This is a genomic window from Mammaliicoccus sp. P-M58 (assembly GCF_022386165.1).
Classification (GTDB): Bacteria; Bacillota; Bacilli; order Staphylococcales; family Staphylococcaceae; genus Mammaliicoccus; species Mammaliicoccus sciuri.
This window is the reverse complement of record NZ_JAJNJI010000007.1, coordinates 18,244-36,721: the sequence shown is the minus strand read 5'-3', so window position 1 is coordinate 36,721 and position 18,478 is coordinate 18,244. Positions and strand designations below refer to the sequence as shown.

Here is an 18,478-nt window from a genome sequence, read left to right as displayed (position 1 = left end):
TTATGAGACTAAAGTTAAACGAAAAAGTATATTATGAAGCTGTTAATGGAATACCTATGTTACTAAATGTTAGTAATGGATTGATTGTTGGTTTAGATAATGAAGGTAATGAATTTATTAAAAAGGTATTGAATAAAGATCTTGAATTTGACTATAGTCAATTAAGTTACAACCTAAAAGAATTAGTTACCCATTTGACTAACAATAATTTCATAGAAGGTAACTTTATAAATTCAAAAAAGGAAGAGATTGCTTTTGCCTATTTGCATATTACAAATAGGTGTAATTTGAATTGTGTGGGTTGCTATTCAATGAACGATAAGAGAAATGTTGAGTCAGATCTAGATATTGAACATATTAAAAAATCTATTGATTATCTTTCTGAAGTAAATATAGATACTGTAATCATTTCTGGTGGAGAAACGTTAATAAGAACTGATATAGGTGAAATATGCAGGTATTTAAAAGCGAAAAAAATAAACAATGTAGTAGTTATAACAAATGGAACAATTGTAAATACGAGTATTCTGCAAGATATTAAAGGTCTTGTAGATAATATTTCAGTTTCTATAGATACTTATGATGAAAATACAGAAGGGTTTATTAGAGATAAAGGAATTCATAATAGAATAATAAAGAACATAAAGAAAATGAAAGAATATGATTTTAACATTTCCTTATTGCCAACTTTACATAAACATAATTATAAGGATTTACAAAAATTTGTTGACCTATCTAAAAAATTAAATATTTCAATTTCATTTAGCATTTTGACTACTACTGATGAAGAACCTTATTCTCCATTAATTTTTAATAATGAAGATTTAAAAGGACTTGCTAAAGAATTGTATTATGCTAATGTTCCATTTTATAATGCCCCTGTCCATCAATCTTTACAAGCTACTGAGGGATGTGGTGTAGGAAATGATATGATTTCAATTGGTTCAGATGGAAGCATTTATCCTTGTCATATGTTGATGGAAACTAGTATGAAATTAGGTAACATTAAAGACAAAAATTTAATAGAAGCTAAAAAAGATATAAATAATGAATTTTTTATAAATTATACAGTCAATGACTTAGAAGGTTGCAAAAATTGTGAAGTAAAATTTTTATGTGGTGGAGGTTGTAGAGCTAGAGCATATATGCATACTAATGATATAAAAGGAAAAGATCCGTATTGTCAAATGTACTATTCATTTTATATGGATTTAACAAACGAAATTAAAAAAAGTATTTAAGGAGGTGATAATATGCTATTTTTTACAAATTTGTTCAGAGATAAAAGAGGTTGTGCTTCTGGAGGTTTTTATTTATGTATCTCAGTAGGTAGACAAGTAGGTAAATGGTCAGTTTAAGTTTTTGTTAGAGGCGTAGATTTTAGATTTGCGCCTCAATTTTATATGGAGTTGGGATTAAATTGTTAATAGTGAATAATTTGAATGTTAAATACGGTAAATTATCTGTATTAAATAATATTAGTTTTGAATTAAAATCTAATGAAATTGTTGGTCTAGTTGGAAATAACGGTTCTGGAAAAACTACTTTAATGAAAGCAATTTTGGGATTTTTAAAATATGAAGGTGAAATACTATTTAACAAAAATAAGAATTATCAATATGATAAATCTCAAATGCAAAAAATAGCAATGCTTTTACAAGAAAATATGTACCAAAATAACACAGCACTATTTAATCTATCAATTTTTGAAAATCTTAATACATTTCCAAGTTCGAAAGTGGATTTGAAAAATAGACTCTCGAAGTACAATCTTCCTGAAGACAAAAAGTTGAGAGGATTTTCATTTGGTATGAAGCAAAGGTTAAGATTAGCTTTGATTAGCCGAGAAGGATATGATTTATATATTTTAGATGAGCCATTTGTAGGTTTAGATCCAATTGGTGTTATAGAATTAAAAAATTATTTAACTGAACTAAAAAATGCAGGGAAAACTATTTTAATATCTAGTCATCAATTAACAGAACTAGAATTTTTAGCTGATAGGTATTTATATTTAAATGAAAAAACAATTATTGAAAAAAATGAAATTATCGGAAGAAGAATAATCATTAGTTCTGAAATTTTCGATATAAATAAAGTATATGGGAAAATTAATGAAGTAAATAAAAATAAAAATAGAATAGAGTTACCTTATGATTTAAATAAACTTTATGAATTTCTTTGTATATTAAGTGAAAGTGAAAGAAGTTGCTTGAAAATACATATCGAACCAACTTTGAAGATGAAGAGTGGTGTTTCAGAATGATACCAAATTTAAAATTTGAATTGTATAAACTAATACACAGTAAAATTCTAATTTTTTTAATTCTAATTTTACTAGTTCCATTAATTGGGGGAATTACATTAAATGTTGAGCCAACATGGTTAGTGGTAAAAGGCAAAACTGATTTCTTTGGATATACTTTAACAATGTTGCAATTTTTACTATTTTTTAAATTACATATTATTTTTCTTATTTTTTCCTATAACTCATTAGGTTACGAAATATCAAATGGACAAATATTATACCAGTTAATTCGAAACCCAAATAGAACACAAGTTTTTATTACAAAATATATTTTTAATCTAACCATAGTTATATTGTTTATATGTACATATTCATTAGTATCATTTTCTAGCTATAGCATATTAATAAGTGGTTCTAAATTTGGCATGTCTAGAATAACATGCTGGGATACTAATCAAAAAGAAATTGTAGTTCAAATAATGTATTTATTAAGCTATTTAGTGTTTTTAATTACATTAATGTTTTTTATATCTATGTTTATAAAATCAATAAATAGTACTTTTATCGTTATTATCGTTGATATTATATTAGGTTTATTAGTGAAAATTGATAGTATTAAATTTTATATACCTAATTTTATAGCTCTTTCTAATACAATACATCATTTTGAATTTAGTAAGTTGATAATTAATGCTACGGTTATACTAGTATCAATAAATTTAATATTATTATTGACTTTAATTAGATTCAATAAGATGAATTTATAATAAAAGGCTGCTGAAATAATGACTTTTATAAGTTTAAAAAAATATATTTCTAGTAATTTTCCTAAAAATAATCATAAAGTCAATAAATATTTGGATTTTAATAAGAATGAATTTATATTGATAAATGAAGGAATATTATTTAAATATCAATTGTATTCTAATGGAGAATATAATATAACAAATATTTATGACAATGATTCACTAATATACTTGAATAGTGATAATAACGGCATTTTTACAAAAACTGATTGTAGTTTTTACAATGTATCAGAGAAGGAGTTAGACAGTATTAAAGATGAAAGTATCCGAAATGATATAAATGATTTCTTTAAAACTGAGCTCATTAAAAAAAATATGTTTATCCGAGATTTTTCGCGCTTTGGTAAAACTGAAAGGATTTATTCTATTCTTATAAGACTTTGTAATTCTTATGGAGTTTTTAAAAATAACTGTATAATGATTGATATTAAATTAAGTCATACAGAACTATCACAAATTACTTATATGGCTAGAGAAAACGTAAGTAGAACAATGGCAAAATTAAAAAAAGAGGGTATTATTTCTTATGAAAATGGAAAAATAATAGTTCATAAGTTAGATTTTCTAATGAAAGAATTACAATGTGAAGATTGTTCAATTATTAATTGTAGTATAAAATAATTAATTTTGGAAAAATTTCTGAACTATATTCTCTAGAATAGATATTAATTCAATAATTACTATAAATAAGTGAATATGGGGAATAAAAATTTTATTAGACAATGAGTTTGAAATATATTTTTTAATTCAGATTATGATTTTTTCAAATTATGTGAGTAAGATATGATAGTTACTTAATAATTATTTACTTTTTTGATAATGAAAATGAAGAAAAGGTATAATCATTGATCATTTTAAGGTGGAGCTAATGAAACAAATAGTTCTTCAGAATTTATTTCATTTGAATTAATAATATTGAGGGTGCACTCTTATTAAGGAATGTACCCTCAATATTATAGGGTTAGTATTTGAATTTAAAAACATTGTCATTTAAAAATAGATTTAATATATCAATTACTTTTTGAATGAAATGCCCCTTTTAATAAAAAACAAAGATTTTCTGATTAATTTTTATAATTAATCTAGCTTCAGACATACAACTCGCATCTATAGGCTTTAGTTTCTTTATGTCTACTATATGTGGTGTAATACACTAAGATGCTTTTTTTACAATGTAAAACTTGTATACACACTATTTTGTTAATCTTGAATATCTATCATTTAAAATTTTATTAATCATGAGTATTTCATAAATAATGTGACTTTTTATTTGGTTTTCATCAAATTCATTCAGTCCTTTAACACTATTTTTTAATGTGGATGCTGCATTTTTTTGTTTTTTATATTCATTTGCTTTGATTAAATGTTCATAGGATTTGATGAAATTTGAGATTGCTGTGCGTTCTTTTTCAGTAAAGAAGATGTGCGTATTCTCTGGTAAATATACTAGGTTTAATAAATGTGCATTTAGTAGTCGGTTAATATGATATTTCATTTCGACTTTTCTAATGTGAGATTTAGATTCTTTCTTTGCTCTATGGTAATCGTATTCTTCTTTTTGATATTTTATAAGCTGTTCAATTTTAGTGGCTTGCTGTTGTAATGTTGATACTTTTTTCATGGATAGGGCAGATTCATATTCACCTAGTAAGAGTTCTTTAAGTCTAGATATGTATATTTCTAATATACTTTGATCCATTTTTTGATTAATGTCTTCTATTTGATTTATATATTTAGGTGGCAAAATAATAAAATTGACGATGCCTGCTGTTGCAAGACCAATTGTAGTAGTAGCTAATCGTGATACGAAATTATATACAAATGCTTCATGGATAACAGGGACCATTGCGACAGCTGTAATGGCAGCAACTAACATTCCATCAAATAATTTAAGTTTATAACATACTAAAATCGTGACGGTTGCTGCTAATGAATAACTTAAAGGTGATTCTCCAAAGAAGTATGTACTAATAACGGCTATAAATGCACCGAGTATTGAAGCGGGGAACCTTACAAAAGCTTTCTTTAAGGATGCTTTAGCTGTAGGTTCTATTGTCACAATTGATGTGATAACCGCAAATATAGGATTTAAATTTAAAGACATACATATTAAACCTGTTAAAAAAGTTGCTAATCCAGTTTTAATAATTCTTGCACCGATAATTCGAGATAACCAATTTTCTTTCATATTCAAAACTCCGAAATCATTTTTTTATAGTATAACATGCATTTTCTGATATAATGATAAACGACAAAAAAATTTTAAAAGAAAGAACGGGATTTAAATGATAATTCAAAACAATGAAGAACTTGATGGCCTAAAAGAAATAGGTAAAATTTGTGCAATAATTCGTGATGAGTTGAAAGAAGCAACTAAACCCGGAGTGACAACTAAAGAATTAGATAACATCGCAAAGGAAAGATTTGCTGAATTAGAAGCAGAATCAGCACCTATTGCAGAGTATGATTTTCCTGGTTACACATGTATAAGTGTTAATGAAGAGGTTGCGCATGGTATACCTGGTAAACGTGTGATTAAAGAAGGCGATCTTGTAAACATAGACGTATCAGCACGTAAAAATGGCTATTATGCAGATACAGGTATTTCATTTGTTGTTGGTAATGCAGATGACCCGAAAAAACAATTAGTAGTAGATGTAGCGGCTATGGCTTTTGAAGAAGCAATGAAGAAAGTTAAGCCAGGTGCTAAATTATCTCAAATTGGCAGAGCAGTTAATGCTACAGCACGTAAAAATGGCTTAAAAGTTATTAAAAACTTAACAGGTCATGGTGTTGGACGTTCATTACACGATTCACCACAACATGTTATGAACTATTATGATCCATTAGAAAAACAATTGCTTAAAGAAGGTATGGTACTTGCAGTAGAACCATTTATCTCATCAAATGCAACAATCGTTAGCGACGGTAAAAATGATTGGGCATTTGAAACGAAAGATAAAAGTTTCGTCGCTCAAATTGAGCACACAATTGTTGTCACTAAAGAAGGACCATTATTATTAACTAAATTAGAAGACTAAAAATATAAGAGGAGTGGATAGAATTGATTAAACATACAAGATTCTATACTACTCCTTTTTATTTTTCTAAGACTAAGGTCCTATTGAAAATTCAATCCTAGGTCCATTTTTAGATTTGAAATAACATTTTATAATAGAGTTTAATATGACAGAAGTAGGTGATTCTATGTTTAATGTTGTTTCAGATCAATTAAAGCAATTGATTCTTGTTTCGTATTATGAAAGTTTAGATACATGTGCAAAGCGCTTAGATGTTAAAATTAAAGCTATGAAACAGTACATCACGTATCTTGAACAAAAACGTTGTCAATTAAGTAAATTAATTGATAAATATACTTTAGAATTAGACAATAAGTATATGGACAAGATTGAAGATTTTAAAATTAAATGTGCTAAAAAATTAGAAGATCATGATTTACAATGGTTACAAAAGCAAATTAATATGTTAGAAAGTGAATTAGCGAAAATTGACGAAGCTATGAAAAGTACTTTAGATAAAATTGCTGATACGATAGCTGAGCGTACGATGCTTACTCAGATGAATTCACTTCTCTAAAAAAGGAGTGGTATGTTGAAGAATAAATTTATATCAACTGAATTGTTGATCGTATTATCTGTATTGATTTTGTTATCAAACATTTACTATATTTTCTTTGAGAAAATAGGCTTATTACTCGTTGTTGTAATGGGGACGATATTTATATATGTAGGATATTTATATTTTCATAAATTACGGGGATTAATTATATTTTGGATAGGCGCCATTTTAATGATTTATGCATTACTTTCTAATCCATACATGCTTGCCATATTATTTTTATTCTTAGTATTTTTAGTTATTAGATATCTTCTATATCGTAAAAAACCATTAAGAGTAGAACATGTCGATCAAACATCAAATGAAAATATTAACGAATCATTTATAAAACAGCGATGGTTCTCTCCACAAAAGACACCACACTATATTTATAAATGGGAAGATATACAAATTCAACAAGCAATTGGAGATATTGAATTAGATTTATCTTTAGCTGCTAATTTATCTGAGCATAATGTTATTGTCGTGAGACAATATATTGGAAAGACACAAATTATTGTTCCTTATAATTACCATGTACATGTACATATAACTGCTTTATATGGCAGATTATATATGAATGATCAAGTGTATAGAGTAAAAAATGAAACGGTGCATTATGAGGAAAATAGTCATAAAAATTCATTTAAAGTTAATATATTCTTCTCAACATTTATGGGAGATGTTGAGGTGATTTATCGATGAATAACTACACAAGAATTATAGGTTCAATGCTTATACTTGTTTATACAATTGTTGGTATATTATTTTTCTTAGATCGAATTTTTATTAATATTATATATTTTCAAGGTATATTTTATACTCAAATATTAGGTGTACCAGCATTCCTATTTATCAACATTGTAGTTATTTTGCTATGTATCATAATAGGGACTGCAGTCGCTTACAAAATTAATCAACAGCATCATTGGATTAAAGAACAAATCGAAAGATCTTTTCAAGGAGAAATGTTAGGTGTAAATCACCATGAAATTGATTTGCACAAAGAAACTTTAGAAATTTATCAAACATTAATTCCGTTGCACGAAGAACTATACACATTGAGATTAAAGTCTCAACAAATTATTAATGAATCGTATCAAATGCAAGATTCCGTCGTTAAAAAAATCATAGAAGATGAGCGACAAAGGTTAGCAAGAGAATTACATGACTCAGTAAGTCAGCAATTATTTGCGGCAAGTATGATGTTATCTGCAATTAAATCATCAGAATTAAAAGAGCCATTAGCAAAACAAGTAGACTTATTAGAAAAAATGATACAAGATTCGCAATTAGAAATGCGTGCTTTATTATTACATTTAAGACCTTTAGGATTAAAAAATAAATCCCTTGGAGAAGGTATTAAAGATTTAGTAGTCGACTTGAAACAAAAAATACCAATGAAAGTTGTTTATGATATAGAAGATATAGAAATAGCCAAAGGTACGGAAGACCATCTATTCCGTATAACTCAAGAAGCCATATCTAATACGTTACGTCATTCTAAAGGTACAAAAGTTTCAATAGAGTTAATAGATACGAATGATTATGTTATATTACGTATACAAGATGATGGGGTAGGTTTTGACACATCAAAAAGAGACCCACAGAGTTATGGGCTAAATACTATGAATGAACGTGCATTAGAAATTGGAGCCACTCTCAATATTATTTCAATGCCTGAATCGGGAACACGTATTGAAGTTAAGGTACCAAATAATAAGGAGGAACAATATGACAATTAGAGTATTATTTGTAGATGATCATGAAATGGTTCGAATCGGAATCTCTAGTTATTTATCTACACAAGAAGATATTTCCGTCATAGGGGAAGCAGCATCAGGAAGAGAAGGCATTGAAAAAGCTGAAGAATTAGAACCCGATGTCATTTTAATGGATTTAGTGATGGATGATATGAATGGTATAGAAGCAACACAACATATAAAAAAGCATCAACCAAGTGTTAAAATCGTCATGTTAACAAGTTTCATTGAAGATAATGAAGTCTACCAAGCCTTAGATGCGGGTGTTGATAGTTATATATTAAAGACGACTTCTGCGGATGATATCGCAAATGCGATACGTAAGACGTACAATAAAGAGTCTATTTTCGAACCAGAAGTACTTGTAAAAATGAGAAATAGAATGAACCAGAAAGCTGAATTATTCGAAATGTTGACTGAACGTGAAATGGAAATATTATTATTAATCGCTAAAGGTTATTCAAACCAAGAAATAGCAAGTGCTTCACATATTACGATTAAGACAGTTAAAACGCACGTTAGTAATATATTAAGTAAATTAGAAGTACAAGATAGAACACAGGCTGTTATATATGCCTTTCAACATAATTTAATATCATAATAAAAGAAGTTGAGCTTCCAGAAAGGAGCTCAACTTCTTTTTTATTTAGTAAATTCATATCCATTTTGTATAACTTCTAAATCACCATTGTGTGGATCGATAACGAGTCCATGTATCGGAACAGATTGATCAAATAATGGATGGTTATATACTTTTTGTATATTTGTTTGAACATTTTCAGTTACATCACCGAATCCTCTTAAGAATTGATGAATATTAATACCTGAATGTTCGATTGTATTTAGTGTATCATCTGTGATACCACGACTTTTCATTGTATCTATTACTGAATCAACATCTAAATTCCCCATACCACAGTCTTTATGCCCCATGATAATGATTTCTTCAGCACCAAGTGCATAAATCGCTACTAATAAACTTCGCATTGTAGACCCATATGGATGAGAAATTGTTGCGCCAGCATTTTTAACAACTTTGATATCACCATTTTTAAAGCCTAATGCGCGCGTAGAAAGTTCTGTTAATCGCGTATCCATACAAGTAAGCAATACTGCTTTAGCGTTAGGTGTCTTCGTTGTTATAAGATTTTCATATTCCTTATTTTCTATAAAAGCTGCATTATATTCTAAAATATCATTCAATAGAGGCATTAGTCATATCACCGTTTTCTGTTAAGTTATTAAATGCTTGCTCTTCTGGTGATCCATTTTTAAGCATTTTCTTCTGATGTAATACTGCGTTTATTTCTGCACCTATGATAATAATTAATCCTGTTAAGAATAACCAAATCATCAATACGATAATACCTCCGATACTACCATATGTCTTAGAGTAGTTAGCGAAATTATTAACATATAAACCAAATAGTGCACTTGAGCCTAACCATGCAATTGTTGTAAAAGCTGCACCAGGAACAACTGATAATAATTTGATTTTGATGTTTGGTGCGAGTGTATAAAGTGTGATGAACACGATAAACGTCACAATTAATGGTAATACGACTTTTATTAAACTAAATATCCAACGTAATTCAGATTCTAATCCTAAAGGACCGAATAATAAATTGCCGATTTGTTGTCCAAATATAGGTAGTGCTATTGCAATACCGAATACAACAACCATAATAACTGTGAAGAAGACACTCATGATTTTAAGTATGATGGCATTTCTTCCATCTTCAACATCATAAGCGACATTAAATGCGTTCATTAAAGCAGTCATACCATTTGAAGCAGACCATAGTGCTGCGATTAAACCGAATGAGAATAAGCCACCACTAGCATTATTCATAATGTCATCAATTATGCCAGTAATTAACTTTGCCGTATCGCCAGGTGCATTTTCTGATATCATATTTGTAATTGTATCAGGATTGACTTGGAATAACGGTATCAACGTTAACACAAATATTAGAGTAGGGAATAACGCAAGTAAGAAATAGTATGAAAGCTGTGCTGCAAGTCCTGTAGCATTATCCTTACCGATTCTGTAAATTAAAGTTGATAAAATATTACCGTCTTTCGTAAATTTGGCTGGCTTATTAATTTTTGAAACATAAAATATTTGGTTATCTTTCTTTGCTGTCTTAGATTCAAATTTTTGTGGTGGAATATAATATTCTTTCTTAATAGACTTTTTTTGTTCGTCTTTAAAATGTTTAGCTTGTTCTAAAAATTTTGAGCTCGATTTATCATTTCCCATATAAATTCTCCTAATTTAATATGATGTTAAAAAAGACTAGGTTAGATGAATAAGCCTAGTCTTTAATATAAATTATGAATGGTTTGAACCTGAGATTTGTCTTTGATTCTTTTTCTCAATGAATGTATCTTTAGCATCCATAATTGATTGCTCTAATTCTGGATTTTTACGACGAATTTCTTCGATTACATCTTTCCAGTATAGAACTTCATCTTTAATTTGATCTAATTTAGAAGGTTCTCTTGAAGTGTTGCCTTCTTTAATGTTTTGTACTTGGTTTGATAATGATTGGCGAGTGTTTTTATCAGCTAATGCAATAATTGCGCCAATTGTACCACCTATTAAAATAGCAGGAACTAATTTGTTTTGCATAATGTTTTTCCCCTTTCAAGAATATAACTTTAAATTAACATTGACCTACATATCATATCACATATGAATCTTAAATTAGAGAATATAGGCGTTAATATATGTTATAAATATCACTAATGTTGTTTATTCCCATTAATTTAGAGATATAAACATAATTGTAGTTTATAATAGTGCATTAGACAATAGCTTTTCAAAAGGCATAATATCTAAATTTCTGCCTATTTTAATTTTAAAATGCCCAGCTCTCGTCCATAATGTGATTTCACCGTTTAAATCAAGTAGTTTACCAGCATTCTCAGTAGACCACATCAGTATAATATTATAAGGTATAGAGTAAGTTTCTATTTTCTTACCGGTGATACCTTGCATATCACGAATGATAATTCGTTTGTTTGTAAATACGGCAGTATCTCTGAATGTCTTAAAAGCACTATAAGCTTCTTCGCCATCAACGAGATATTGTGAAATATTATCTGATACTGTAACTTGTTCGAAAAGGGTCCATGAAAGTATATCTTGAACAGCCACTAGAATCACTCCTCACCTTATAATTCATATTTATTGTATAAAATATTCATATAAATTGTAAAGTGAATATATAAGTTTGATAGTTTTAATTATAATTACTTTTTGCTAAACTAAATTTTGAAAGGATGATAAAAAAGATGACTGAATCAATAGAACAAATGGTAGATGATTTAAAAGGCAAGCTACGACTAGTAAATACAAGTGTATTGAATAAAGATGCAATACCTGAAGAAAAGAAAGAAGAATTGAAAGAAATACATACTATGGTCATGTCTAGAAAAAATATATCAGCAAGTGAAATGTCAGCCATTACACAAGCTTTAGGTGACCTTAGAAAATAAACAAAGGTGGTTATACAAATGGGTTATGAAAAACAGCTTCAAAAATATGCAGAGTTATTAGTAAAAGTTGGTTTGAATGTTCAGGAAAAAGAACCTGTATATATTCAAGCTTCAATTGATGCAAGTGAGTTTGTACATTTAGTTGTTGAGGAAGCATACAAAATAGGGGCAGAAGACGTAAAAGTTAGGTACAACGATGATAGAATTGCACAGCTTAAATACCAATATGAACCTGAAGCATTTTTTGAGAATGTTAAACAATATGATATTGATGAAAAAATGGATTATTTAGATAGAAAAGCAGCGTTCTTATCAATTGTTTCATCTAGTCCAGATAGTTTGAAAGATGCAGATCCAAACAAAATCCGCAAATCTATGGCAGCAAACGGGAAAGCATTTAAAGACTATATGGTTGCTGTTCAAAGTGATCGCATGAGTTGGTGTGTAGCTTCATATCCATCAGTAGGTTGGGCTAAAATGATGTTCCCTGAATTAAGTGATGATGAAGCGGTCAATAAATTGCTTGAAACAATTTTAAAAACAGTACGAGTTGATCAAGAAGACCCAGTTAAAGCTTGGGAAGATCATGATCACTTATTACATGAAAAAGCGGATTATTTAAATAACAAAAAATATAAAGCATTGCATTACAAATCAGAAGGTACTGACTTAACAATTGAATTACCAGACGGTCAATATTGGTCTGGTGCTAGTTCTGTAAACTCAAAAGGCAACAGCTTTGTAGCGAATATGCCTACTGAAGAAGTGTTTACTGCACCACATAAAAATGGTGTTAATGGAACAGTTAGCAATACATTACCTTTAAGTTATTCAGGTAATATTATTGATGACTTTACTTTAACATTTAAAGATGGTGAAGTAGTAGACTACAAAGCCGGTATTGGAGAAGAAATTTTGAAATCGATTCTTGAAACAGATGAAGGTTCAAAACGACTTGGTGAAGTAGCATTAGTACCTGTTGATTCGCCAATTTCTAACATGAACACGTTATTCTATAATACATTATTTGATGAAAATGCATCATGTCACATTGCATTAGGTTCAGCTTATGCGTTTTGTATTGAAGGTGGCAAAGATATGTCAGCAGAACAGCTAGCTGAAAATGGTTTAAACGATTCAACAACACATGTTGACTTTATGATTGGTAGCAAAGATTTATCAATTGATGGCATTTTGGAAAATGGTGAGAAAGAACCAGTATTTAGAGATGGTAATTGGGCATTTTAAAAGATAGCCATTTAAGAATACATCATGTATAATAAAGATAAATAAAGTCTTTATAGCCATTCAAAGGAGGGGATATCATGAGTACACCAATGGAATGGAGTGTAATGATCGCATTTGTGTTCGCAATTTTTACATTTGGCGGCGCTTTAATGATGTATCTTGTTCAAACATTCGATAGTAGAGAGTCTGTACGAATTGATACTGCTGAAGAAGCACTAGAGAAGAAAGTCTTTGATGATGAGGAACATTATCATTAATAAGAGTGGATAGCCAGGGAAACCTGGCTATTTTTTTCAATAAAAATAAGTAAAATTGATCGGGGTTATAATATGAAAACGAAGAAACCAATGAAAGAATCAAGAAGTGTAAAATCCATTCAAATATTTCCAGAGGACACTAATCACCACAATACGATGTTCGGTGGTAAATTAATGGCGGAAATTGATGAAATCGCAGCAATCGCAGCGATGAGACATAGTGGTAATTCAGTTGTAACAGCATCTACAGATTCAGTAGATTTCTTACAACCAATCGGAACGGGTGAAGTGATATCGTTAGTTTCATTTGTCACTTATGCAGGTAAATCATCTATGGAGATTTGTGTAAAAGTCATTAGTGAAGACAATATTAATCAAAAGAAACATTTAGCAGCGTATAGCTTTTTAACATTTGTAGCTTTAGATAAAGAAGGGAATAAAGCAGAAGTTCCAGCAATTTATCCCGAAACAGACGATGAAAAATGGTTCTATGAAAGTGCACAAGATAGAGTGAAATTACGCCAAGAAAGAAGAAAAGAAAGCAAGAAAACATTAGACTTTATGTCTACAAAACTATATATCTAATTTAAATAAAGGGCTAGGACAACAATCGTTATCCTAGCCCTTTTAGTATTATTGATTCATTCTTAATTCGTTTGCTTTAAAATCAACATCTTTATAGTACATATCTTTTACGAGTAAATTTGGACCTAAACATCTCACTTTAGGACAGTGACAGTTAAGTGATTTTGCTAAAGATGAATTCATCCATGTTTGATAAACATCTTCAAGTTTATCTTGTTTAATATTTGCGATAGATCCCGTTTCATCGCCGAAGTCTGTAACAATCACATCTCCAGAAAATACATTTACGTTTAATCTGCTTCTTCCATCTGGATCATTTCTTAAACTTACATTTTTAGATGATTTTAATCTAGATAATAAGTTCTGGTCAGATTCATTCATGAAACAAGGGTAGAAAGGTAACGTTCCAAATAACATCCATGTATCTTCATCTCTAAATTCTAAAATCTCATGAATAGTATCTTTCATTTTATCTAAACTCATAATATTTAACTGACTCGCAAAGTCAGAAGGGTACATTGGATGTATTTCATGGCGACTACATTTCATATCATGAACAATTTCATTATGGATTTTTTGTAAATAAGGTTTCGTACTTTTATTTAACATCGTTTCAGCAGATACAAACATACCTTGTTCTGATAGTGTGGCAGAGTTTTGAATCATTTGTTCGTATAGGCGATATCTTGCTTTTAAAGGTGGTTTCTTGTCCATCACATGGAAACCAACTTCACTGAATTCATCGATTGTTCCCCAGTTATGTGAAATGTGCATAACATCAATATACTCAGCAATTTCTAAATAACGATCAAGTGGTAGCGTTAAATTAGAATTCATCTGCGTGTAAATACCTCTTTTGTGTGCATATTTTAATAAAGGAACGACTGTTTCTCGAATTGATTTTTTACTGAACATTGGTTCTCCACCAGTAATCGAGATTGTTTTTAAGTGAGGTACTTCATCAAGCCTCTTTAAAATTAAATCCATCGGTAACGTGTCAGGGTCTCGTAATTGCAACGTATAACCTACTGCACAATGTGCACACCGCATGTTACAGAGTGTAGTCGTTGTAAATTCTATATTACTCAGTTGTAATGAACCATGTTCATCTATATCGTTATAGGCTTCCCACGGGTCGTTTTTTATTGAAATAGGACTTTTCAAGTCGTATATCATGATATACCCTTCTTTCTGATTTTTTTCCTATCTATGAGCGTAACACTTGTTATCAAATTTTCCAATACTGATTTATGATTGTTTTTATACTTGTTATCATTCATAATAATATTATTAAAAATAAAGGAGTATTAAAATGAGTAAAAAAACATCACTTAATGAAATCAAACAAAGGTTATCTGACTTTTTAGATGAAATGGAAGCAATGAATCCTGAAGATATGGAAGTATCTGATGTAGATGAATGGATTGCTTTGCTTGATGAACTTGAGAAAAAAGTTCAAGCTATGCATGATTAATGGTGACCATAGATGAATGTTTCAGTAAAAGTAGGACAGAAGTTTCCTTTAACGATCAAACGATTAGGTATTAATGGTGAAGGTATCGGCTATTATAAGAAGAAGATAACATTTGTAGAAGGTTTATTGCCGGGAGAAGTTGGACTTGTCCAAGTTGTAAAGGCGAAACCAAATTTTATCGAAGCGAAAGTAGTCAAAATCCGTGAACGTAGTAAAGAAAGGGTTAAACCTAAATGTAAAGTTTATGATATTTGTGGTGGATGCCAACTGCAACATTTAAATTATGATGCGCAACTTTTATTCAAATCACAAATTGTAAAAGATGCGTTAACTAAATATGCAAAAAATATCCCAACAAAAATTGTAAAACCTACAATCGGTATGGATAATCCTTGGGGATACCGTAATAAAAATCAATTTCCTGTTCAGAAGAAGGGAAATCAACTCATTGCTGGCCTTTATGAAAAAGACAGTCATCAATTAATTGATATTAAAAAATGTCCAGTTCAAGACAAACGTACGATTCAAGTTACGAATGAACTGAGAAATATTTTGACGAATTTACAAGTTAAAGTGTGTAGAAATCCAAATAAAGAACAAGGGCTAAGATATATTGTTACGAGAGTGGCAAAGCATAGTCAACAAATACAAGTTACGTTAGTTTGTACGGACGATCAATTGAAATACAATCAGTCTCTTATTGATCAAATCATGAATTTGTCTTTCGTGGAAAGTTTATCCATCAATATTAATAAAGAGAAGACATCACGAGTACTTGGCAATCAAACGATTCATATAAGTGGTAAACAACAAATTACAGAAACGCTTGGTCAATACTATTATGATTTATCGCCAGATTCATTTTTTCAATTAAATCCGGAACAAGCTACAAAAATGTACGGTGAAATTGAAACTCAAGCGAATTTAACAGGTAATGAATCAGTTGTAGATGCATTTTGTGGAACAGGTACAATAGGTATTTGGCTTTCTCAAAATGCGAAAGAAGTAAGAGGTATGGATATCATTAAAGAAGGTATTGATGACGCTAAGAAAAATGCTGAACTCAATAACCGTCATAATGTACACTATGAGGTCGGTGATGCATATAAAGTTATGGATAAATGGATTAAAGAAGGCTTTAAACCAGACGTGATAACAGTTGATCCGCCAAGAACTGGATTAGGTATTAAAGCTGTTGAACTTATCAAATCCGTTCATCCAAAAATATTTGTGTATACAAGTTGTAATCCATCAACTTTAGCTAAAGATTTAGCACACTTATCTAAAAAATATAAAGTCGTAAGCATGCAACCTATTGATATGTTTCCACAAACAGCACAAGTAGAAGTCATAGCAAAATTAGTTGCAAAATAAGTTTAAAACCTTTCAAAAGTGGTATATAAATATTAGACATACTATGAAAGGAAGAGATTGATATTATGAGTAAAAAAGTAGCAGCAGTTGTAACAGATTTATTCGAGGACGTTGAATTAACAAGTCCACAAAAAGCATTAACTGATGCTGGACATGAAGTTGTTATTATTGGTGAAGAAAAAGGAAAAGAAATCACTGGTAAAAAAGGCGAAAAAGTTACAGTAGAAGTTGGTATTGATGAAGCAAACGCTGCAGATTATGATGCAGTCTTAATTCCTGGCGGATTTTCACCAGATTTATTACGTGGGGATGAACAAGGACGTTTTGGCGAATTTGTTAAACATTTCGTACAAAATGAAAAACCTTCATTTGCAATTTGCCACGGACCTCAATTATTAATTGATACAGATTTATTAAATGGCAGAACTGTTACAAGTTTCTTGTCAGTTAGAAAAGACTTACAAAATGCAGGTGCAAAAGTCGTTGACGAATCTGTAGTCGTTGACAATGGCATCGTCACAAGTCGAACTCCAGACGACTTAGAAGACTTTAACCGTGAATCACTTGCATTGCTTCAATAGATGCTTTGATGAGCCACTCACTTTTATAGTGAGTGGTTTTTTTGTGCGTGCTATTATATAATTTTTTTATAATATATAAGGAGCGTGGTTTATGGAAAGTAAGTATGATACAAAGTATTTTCAATCATTAATAGGGCGCGCTAAATTAACCGAAAATATTTTGAAATCAATTCAAAATAAATCAAGTGGAAACTATGGTGAAAACTATTTTAATGCTATTTTAAATTGTGATACGGATATCGTATATATGAATGACTTTCAATTTACATTCAACAGTCAAGTTCAAATAGATAAAATCGTCATCGATGATCATGCAATATATTTGTTCGAGGTAAAAAATTATAAAGGCATTTATTATTTGGAAGACACGCTATTAAAAAATAATTTTGGAAGTTCATTTACCTCACCGTTGATACAAATGGAAAGAGCTAGAAATGAATTTAATAAACTATGTCACTATTTAGAAATTGATAAACCCGTTGTTTCAAAATTAGTCTTTACCAATCCTTACTTTAACTTCAAAAATAAAAACCTCATAAAAGATCAAGTAATCTTACCCTCAGAATTAGGCTCACTTACCCAACTTTTTAAAAATCAAAATCAATCAGAAAATCAAAGAATTAAGCAGAAGCTATTAACAGTAAGAAGTTCATTTGATGCGCAATACAATAAAGGTGTGACAATACCGTTTGAACACATCAAGCCAGGTATCAAATGTCCTAGATGTAATCGCATGTTCACTGTAAAAATTGAACAAGACAAACAGAAATGTACATGCCAATATTGCGAGAACGTAATGGATAAAAAGTATGTCTATGAATATAATTTGCAAGAACTGTATTATTTAAAACAAGAGCCATTCACAATCACCGAAGCAGTATGGTGGTTAGGAGGGAATAGTAGTTCTACAATTCGAAGAGTATGTGAGCAAAACTTTAAAAGTATAGGAAAAAGGTATAAGAAATTCTATATTTAGCGTGAGATGAGTTAGCTAATTACCAGAATTCAGAATAGTGGAAG

Annotated in this window: 22 protein-coding genes; 16 read left to right on the top strand and 6 right to left on the bottom strand. The window is 29.8% G+C overall.

The genetic code is table 11. The annotated features are described in order from the left end of the window. The first annotated feature begins 2 nt into the window (after positions 1 to 2). The 3 genes from LQ694_RS09165 (at position 3) to LQ694_RS09155 (ending at position 3,675) form a co-directional block, all read left to right on the top strand. Positions 3 to 1,241, top strand: coding sequence for a radical SAM/SPASM domain-containing protein (locus tag LQ694_RS09165; protein ID WP_218697362.1), 1,239 nt, complete (start codon positions 3 to 5; stop codon positions 1,239 to 1,241). Between the two features lie 188 nt (positions 1,242 to 1,429). Continuing rightward, positions 1,430 to 2,266: an ATP-binding cassette domain-containing protein gene (locus LQ694_RS09160; RefSeq protein WP_231493159.1), complete on the top strand. Its 837-nt coding sequence runs from the start codon at positions 1,430 to 1,432 to the stop codon at positions 2,264 to 2,266. A 767-nt stretch (positions 2,267 to 3,033) separates the two neighbouring features. Then, positions 3,034 to 3,675 carry a Crp/Fnr family transcriptional regulator gene (locus LQ694_RS09155; RefSeq protein WP_218697363.1) on the top strand — a complete coding sequence of 214 codons (642 nt, stop codon included), beginning with the start codon at positions 3,034 to 3,036 and terminating at the stop codon, positions 3,673 to 3,675. Positions 3,676 to 4,246: 571 nt separating this feature from the next. On the opposite strand, the gene LQ694_RS09150 is transcribed toward LQ694_RS09155, so the two are convergent. Then, positions 4,247 to 5,242 (bottom strand): FUSC family protein, encoded by a 996-nt coding sequence (locus LQ694_RS09150; protein WP_065381781.1) that lies wholly within the window; start codon positions 5,240 to 5,242, stop codon positions 4,247 to 4,249. A gap of 97 nt (positions 5,243 to 5,339) precedes the next feature. On the opposite strand from LQ694_RS09150, the gene map reads away from it, so the two are divergent. From map to LQ694_RS09125, 5 genes are all read left to right on the top strand, one after another. Further along, positions 5,340 to 6,095: a type I methionyl aminopeptidase gene (gene map / locus LQ694_RS09145; protein WP_048540673.1), complete on the top strand. Its 756-nt coding sequence runs from the start codon at positions 5,340 to 5,342 to the stop codon at positions 6,093 to 6,095. A gap of 145 nt (positions 6,096 to 6,240) precedes the next feature. Continuing rightward, positions 6,241 to 6,651, top strand: a complete 411-nt coding sequence (locus LQ694_RS09140; RefSeq protein ID WP_227532160.1) for a hypothetical protein — start codon at positions 6,241 to 6,243, stop codon at positions 6,649 to 6,651. Between the two features lie 15 nt (positions 6,652 to 6,666). After that, on the top strand, positions 6,667 to 7,377 hold the full coding sequence (liaF, locus tag LQ694_RS09135) for a cell wall-active antibiotics response protein LiaF (RefSeq protein WP_025905152.1): 711 nt from the start codon (positions 6,667 to 6,669) through the stop codon (positions 7,375 to 7,377). Next, entirely contained in the window at positions 7,374 to 8,417 is a 1,044-nt protein-coding gene (locus LQ694_RS09130; RefSeq protein ID WP_048540675.1) for a sensor histidine kinase, read from the top strand. Before liaF ends, LQ694_RS09130 begins: the two co-directional genes overlap by 4 nt. After that, the gene (locus LQ694_RS09125) at positions 8,407 to 9,036 is read left to right on the top strand and encodes a response regulator transcription factor (RefSeq protein WP_025905154.1); all 630 of its coding nucleotides are present in this window, start codon (positions 8,407 to 8,409) and stop codon (positions 9,034 to 9,036) included. Before LQ694_RS09130 ends, LQ694_RS09125 begins: the two co-directional genes overlap by 11 nt. Positions 9,037 to 9,077: 41 nt before the next feature. Here the strand turns inward: LQ694_RS09125 and LQ694_RS09120 are convergent, their stop codons facing one another. The 4 genes from LQ694_RS09120 to LQ694_RS09105 form a co-directional block, all read right to left on the bottom strand. Next, positions 9,078 to 9,647 carry a beta-class carbonic anhydrase gene (locus tag LQ694_RS09120; RefSeq protein ID WP_058611114.1) on the bottom strand — a complete coding sequence of 190 codons (570 nt, stop codon included), beginning with the start codon at positions 9,645 to 9,647 and terminating at the stop codon, positions 9,078 to 9,080. After that, positions 9,631 to 10,698 (bottom strand): YihY/virulence factor BrkB family protein, encoded by a 1,068-nt coding sequence (locus LQ694_RS09115; RefSeq protein WP_196968528.1) that lies wholly within the window; start codon positions 10,696 to 10,698, stop codon positions 9,631 to 9,633. The genes LQ694_RS09120 and LQ694_RS09115 overlap by 17 nt, the downstream gene beginning before the upstream one ends. 72 nt (positions 10,699 to 10,770) lie before the next feature. Beyond that, positions 10,771 to 11,070: a YtxH domain-containing protein gene (locus LQ694_RS09110; RefSeq protein WP_025905157.1), complete on the bottom strand. Its 300-nt coding sequence runs from the start codon at positions 11,068 to 11,070 to the stop codon at positions 10,771 to 10,773. 162 nt (positions 11,071 to 11,232) lie between these two features. Beyond that, positions 11,233 to 11,598 carry a PH domain-containing protein gene (locus LQ694_RS09105; RefSeq protein WP_196968529.1) on the bottom strand — a complete coding sequence of 122 codons (366 nt, stop codon included), beginning with the start codon at positions 11,596 to 11,598 and terminating at the stop codon, positions 11,233 to 11,235. A 137-nt stretch (positions 11,599 to 11,735) separates the two neighbouring features. Between LQ694_RS09105 and LQ694_RS09100 the strand changes: the two genes are divergently transcribed. The 4 genes from LQ694_RS09100 (at position 11,736) to LQ694_RS09085 (ending at position 14,029) form a co-directional block, all read left to right on the top strand. Continuing rightward, the gene (locus tag LQ694_RS09100) at positions 11,736 to 11,939 is read left to right on the top strand and encodes a DUF1128 family protein (protein ID WP_049320385.1); all 204 of its coding nucleotides are present in this window, start codon (positions 11,736 to 11,738) and stop codon (positions 11,937 to 11,939) included. Between the two features lie 18 nt (positions 11,940 to 11,957). After that, positions 11,958 to 13,187 carry an aminopeptidase gene (locus LQ694_RS09095; RefSeq protein ID WP_049320384.1) on the top strand — a complete coding sequence of 410 codons (1,230 nt, stop codon included), beginning with the start codon at positions 11,958 to 11,960 and terminating at the stop codon, positions 13,185 to 13,187. Between the two features lie 77 nt (positions 13,188 to 13,264). Then, positions 13,265 to 13,444, top strand: a complete 180-nt coding sequence (locus LQ694_RS09090) for a hypothetical protein (protein ID WP_048540679.1) — start codon at positions 13,265 to 13,267, stop codon at positions 13,442 to 13,444. A gap of 72 nt (positions 13,445 to 13,516) precedes the next feature. Continuing rightward, the gene (locus tag LQ694_RS09085) at positions 13,517 to 14,029 is read left to right on the top strand and encodes an acyl-CoA thioesterase (RefSeq protein ID WP_037590456.1); all 513 of its coding nucleotides are present in this window, start codon (positions 13,517 to 13,519) and stop codon (positions 14,027 to 14,029) included. Between the two features lie 48 nt (positions 14,030 to 14,077). Here the strand turns inward: LQ694_RS09085 and yfkAB are convergent, their stop codons facing one another. Beyond that, positions 14,078 to 15,205 carry a radical SAM/CxCxxxxC motif protein YfkAB gene (yfkAB, locus tag LQ694_RS09080; RefSeq protein WP_196968530.1) on the bottom strand — a complete coding sequence of 376 codons (1,128 nt, stop codon included), beginning with the start codon at positions 15,203 to 15,205 and terminating at the stop codon, positions 14,078 to 14,080. Between the two features lie 136 nt (positions 15,206 to 15,341). On the opposite strand from yfkAB, the gene LQ694_RS09075 reads away from it, so the two are divergent. The 4 genes from LQ694_RS09075 (at position 15,342) to LQ694_RS09060 (ending at position 18,434) form a co-directional block, all read left to right on the top strand. Continuing rightward, a complete protein-coding gene (locus LQ694_RS09075) occupies positions 15,342 to 15,503 on the top strand; it encodes an SE1561 family protein (RefSeq protein WP_049320382.1) in 162 nt (53 codons plus the stop codon). 12 nt (positions 15,504 to 15,515) lie between these two features. Continuing rightward, on the top strand, positions 15,516 to 16,877 hold the full coding sequence (rlmD, locus tag LQ694_RS09070) for a 23S rRNA (uracil(1939)-C(5))-methyltransferase RlmD (RefSeq protein WP_196968531.1): 1,362 nt from the start codon (positions 15,516 to 15,518) through the stop codon (positions 16,875 to 16,877). A 65-nt stretch (positions 16,878 to 16,942) separates the two neighbouring features. Further along, on the top strand, positions 16,943 to 17,458 hold the full coding sequence (locus LQ694_RS09065) for a type 1 glutamine amidotransferase domain-containing protein (protein WP_025905630.1): 516 nt from the start codon (positions 16,943 to 16,945) through the stop codon (positions 17,456 to 17,458). Positions 17,459 to 17,549: 91 nt separating this feature from the next. Next, on the top strand, positions 17,550 to 18,434 hold the full coding sequence (locus tag LQ694_RS09060) for a nuclease-related domain-containing protein (RefSeq protein WP_196968532.1): 885 nt from the start codon (positions 17,550 to 17,552) through the stop codon (positions 18,432 to 18,434). Positions 18,435 to 18,478: the final 44 nt, after the last annotated feature.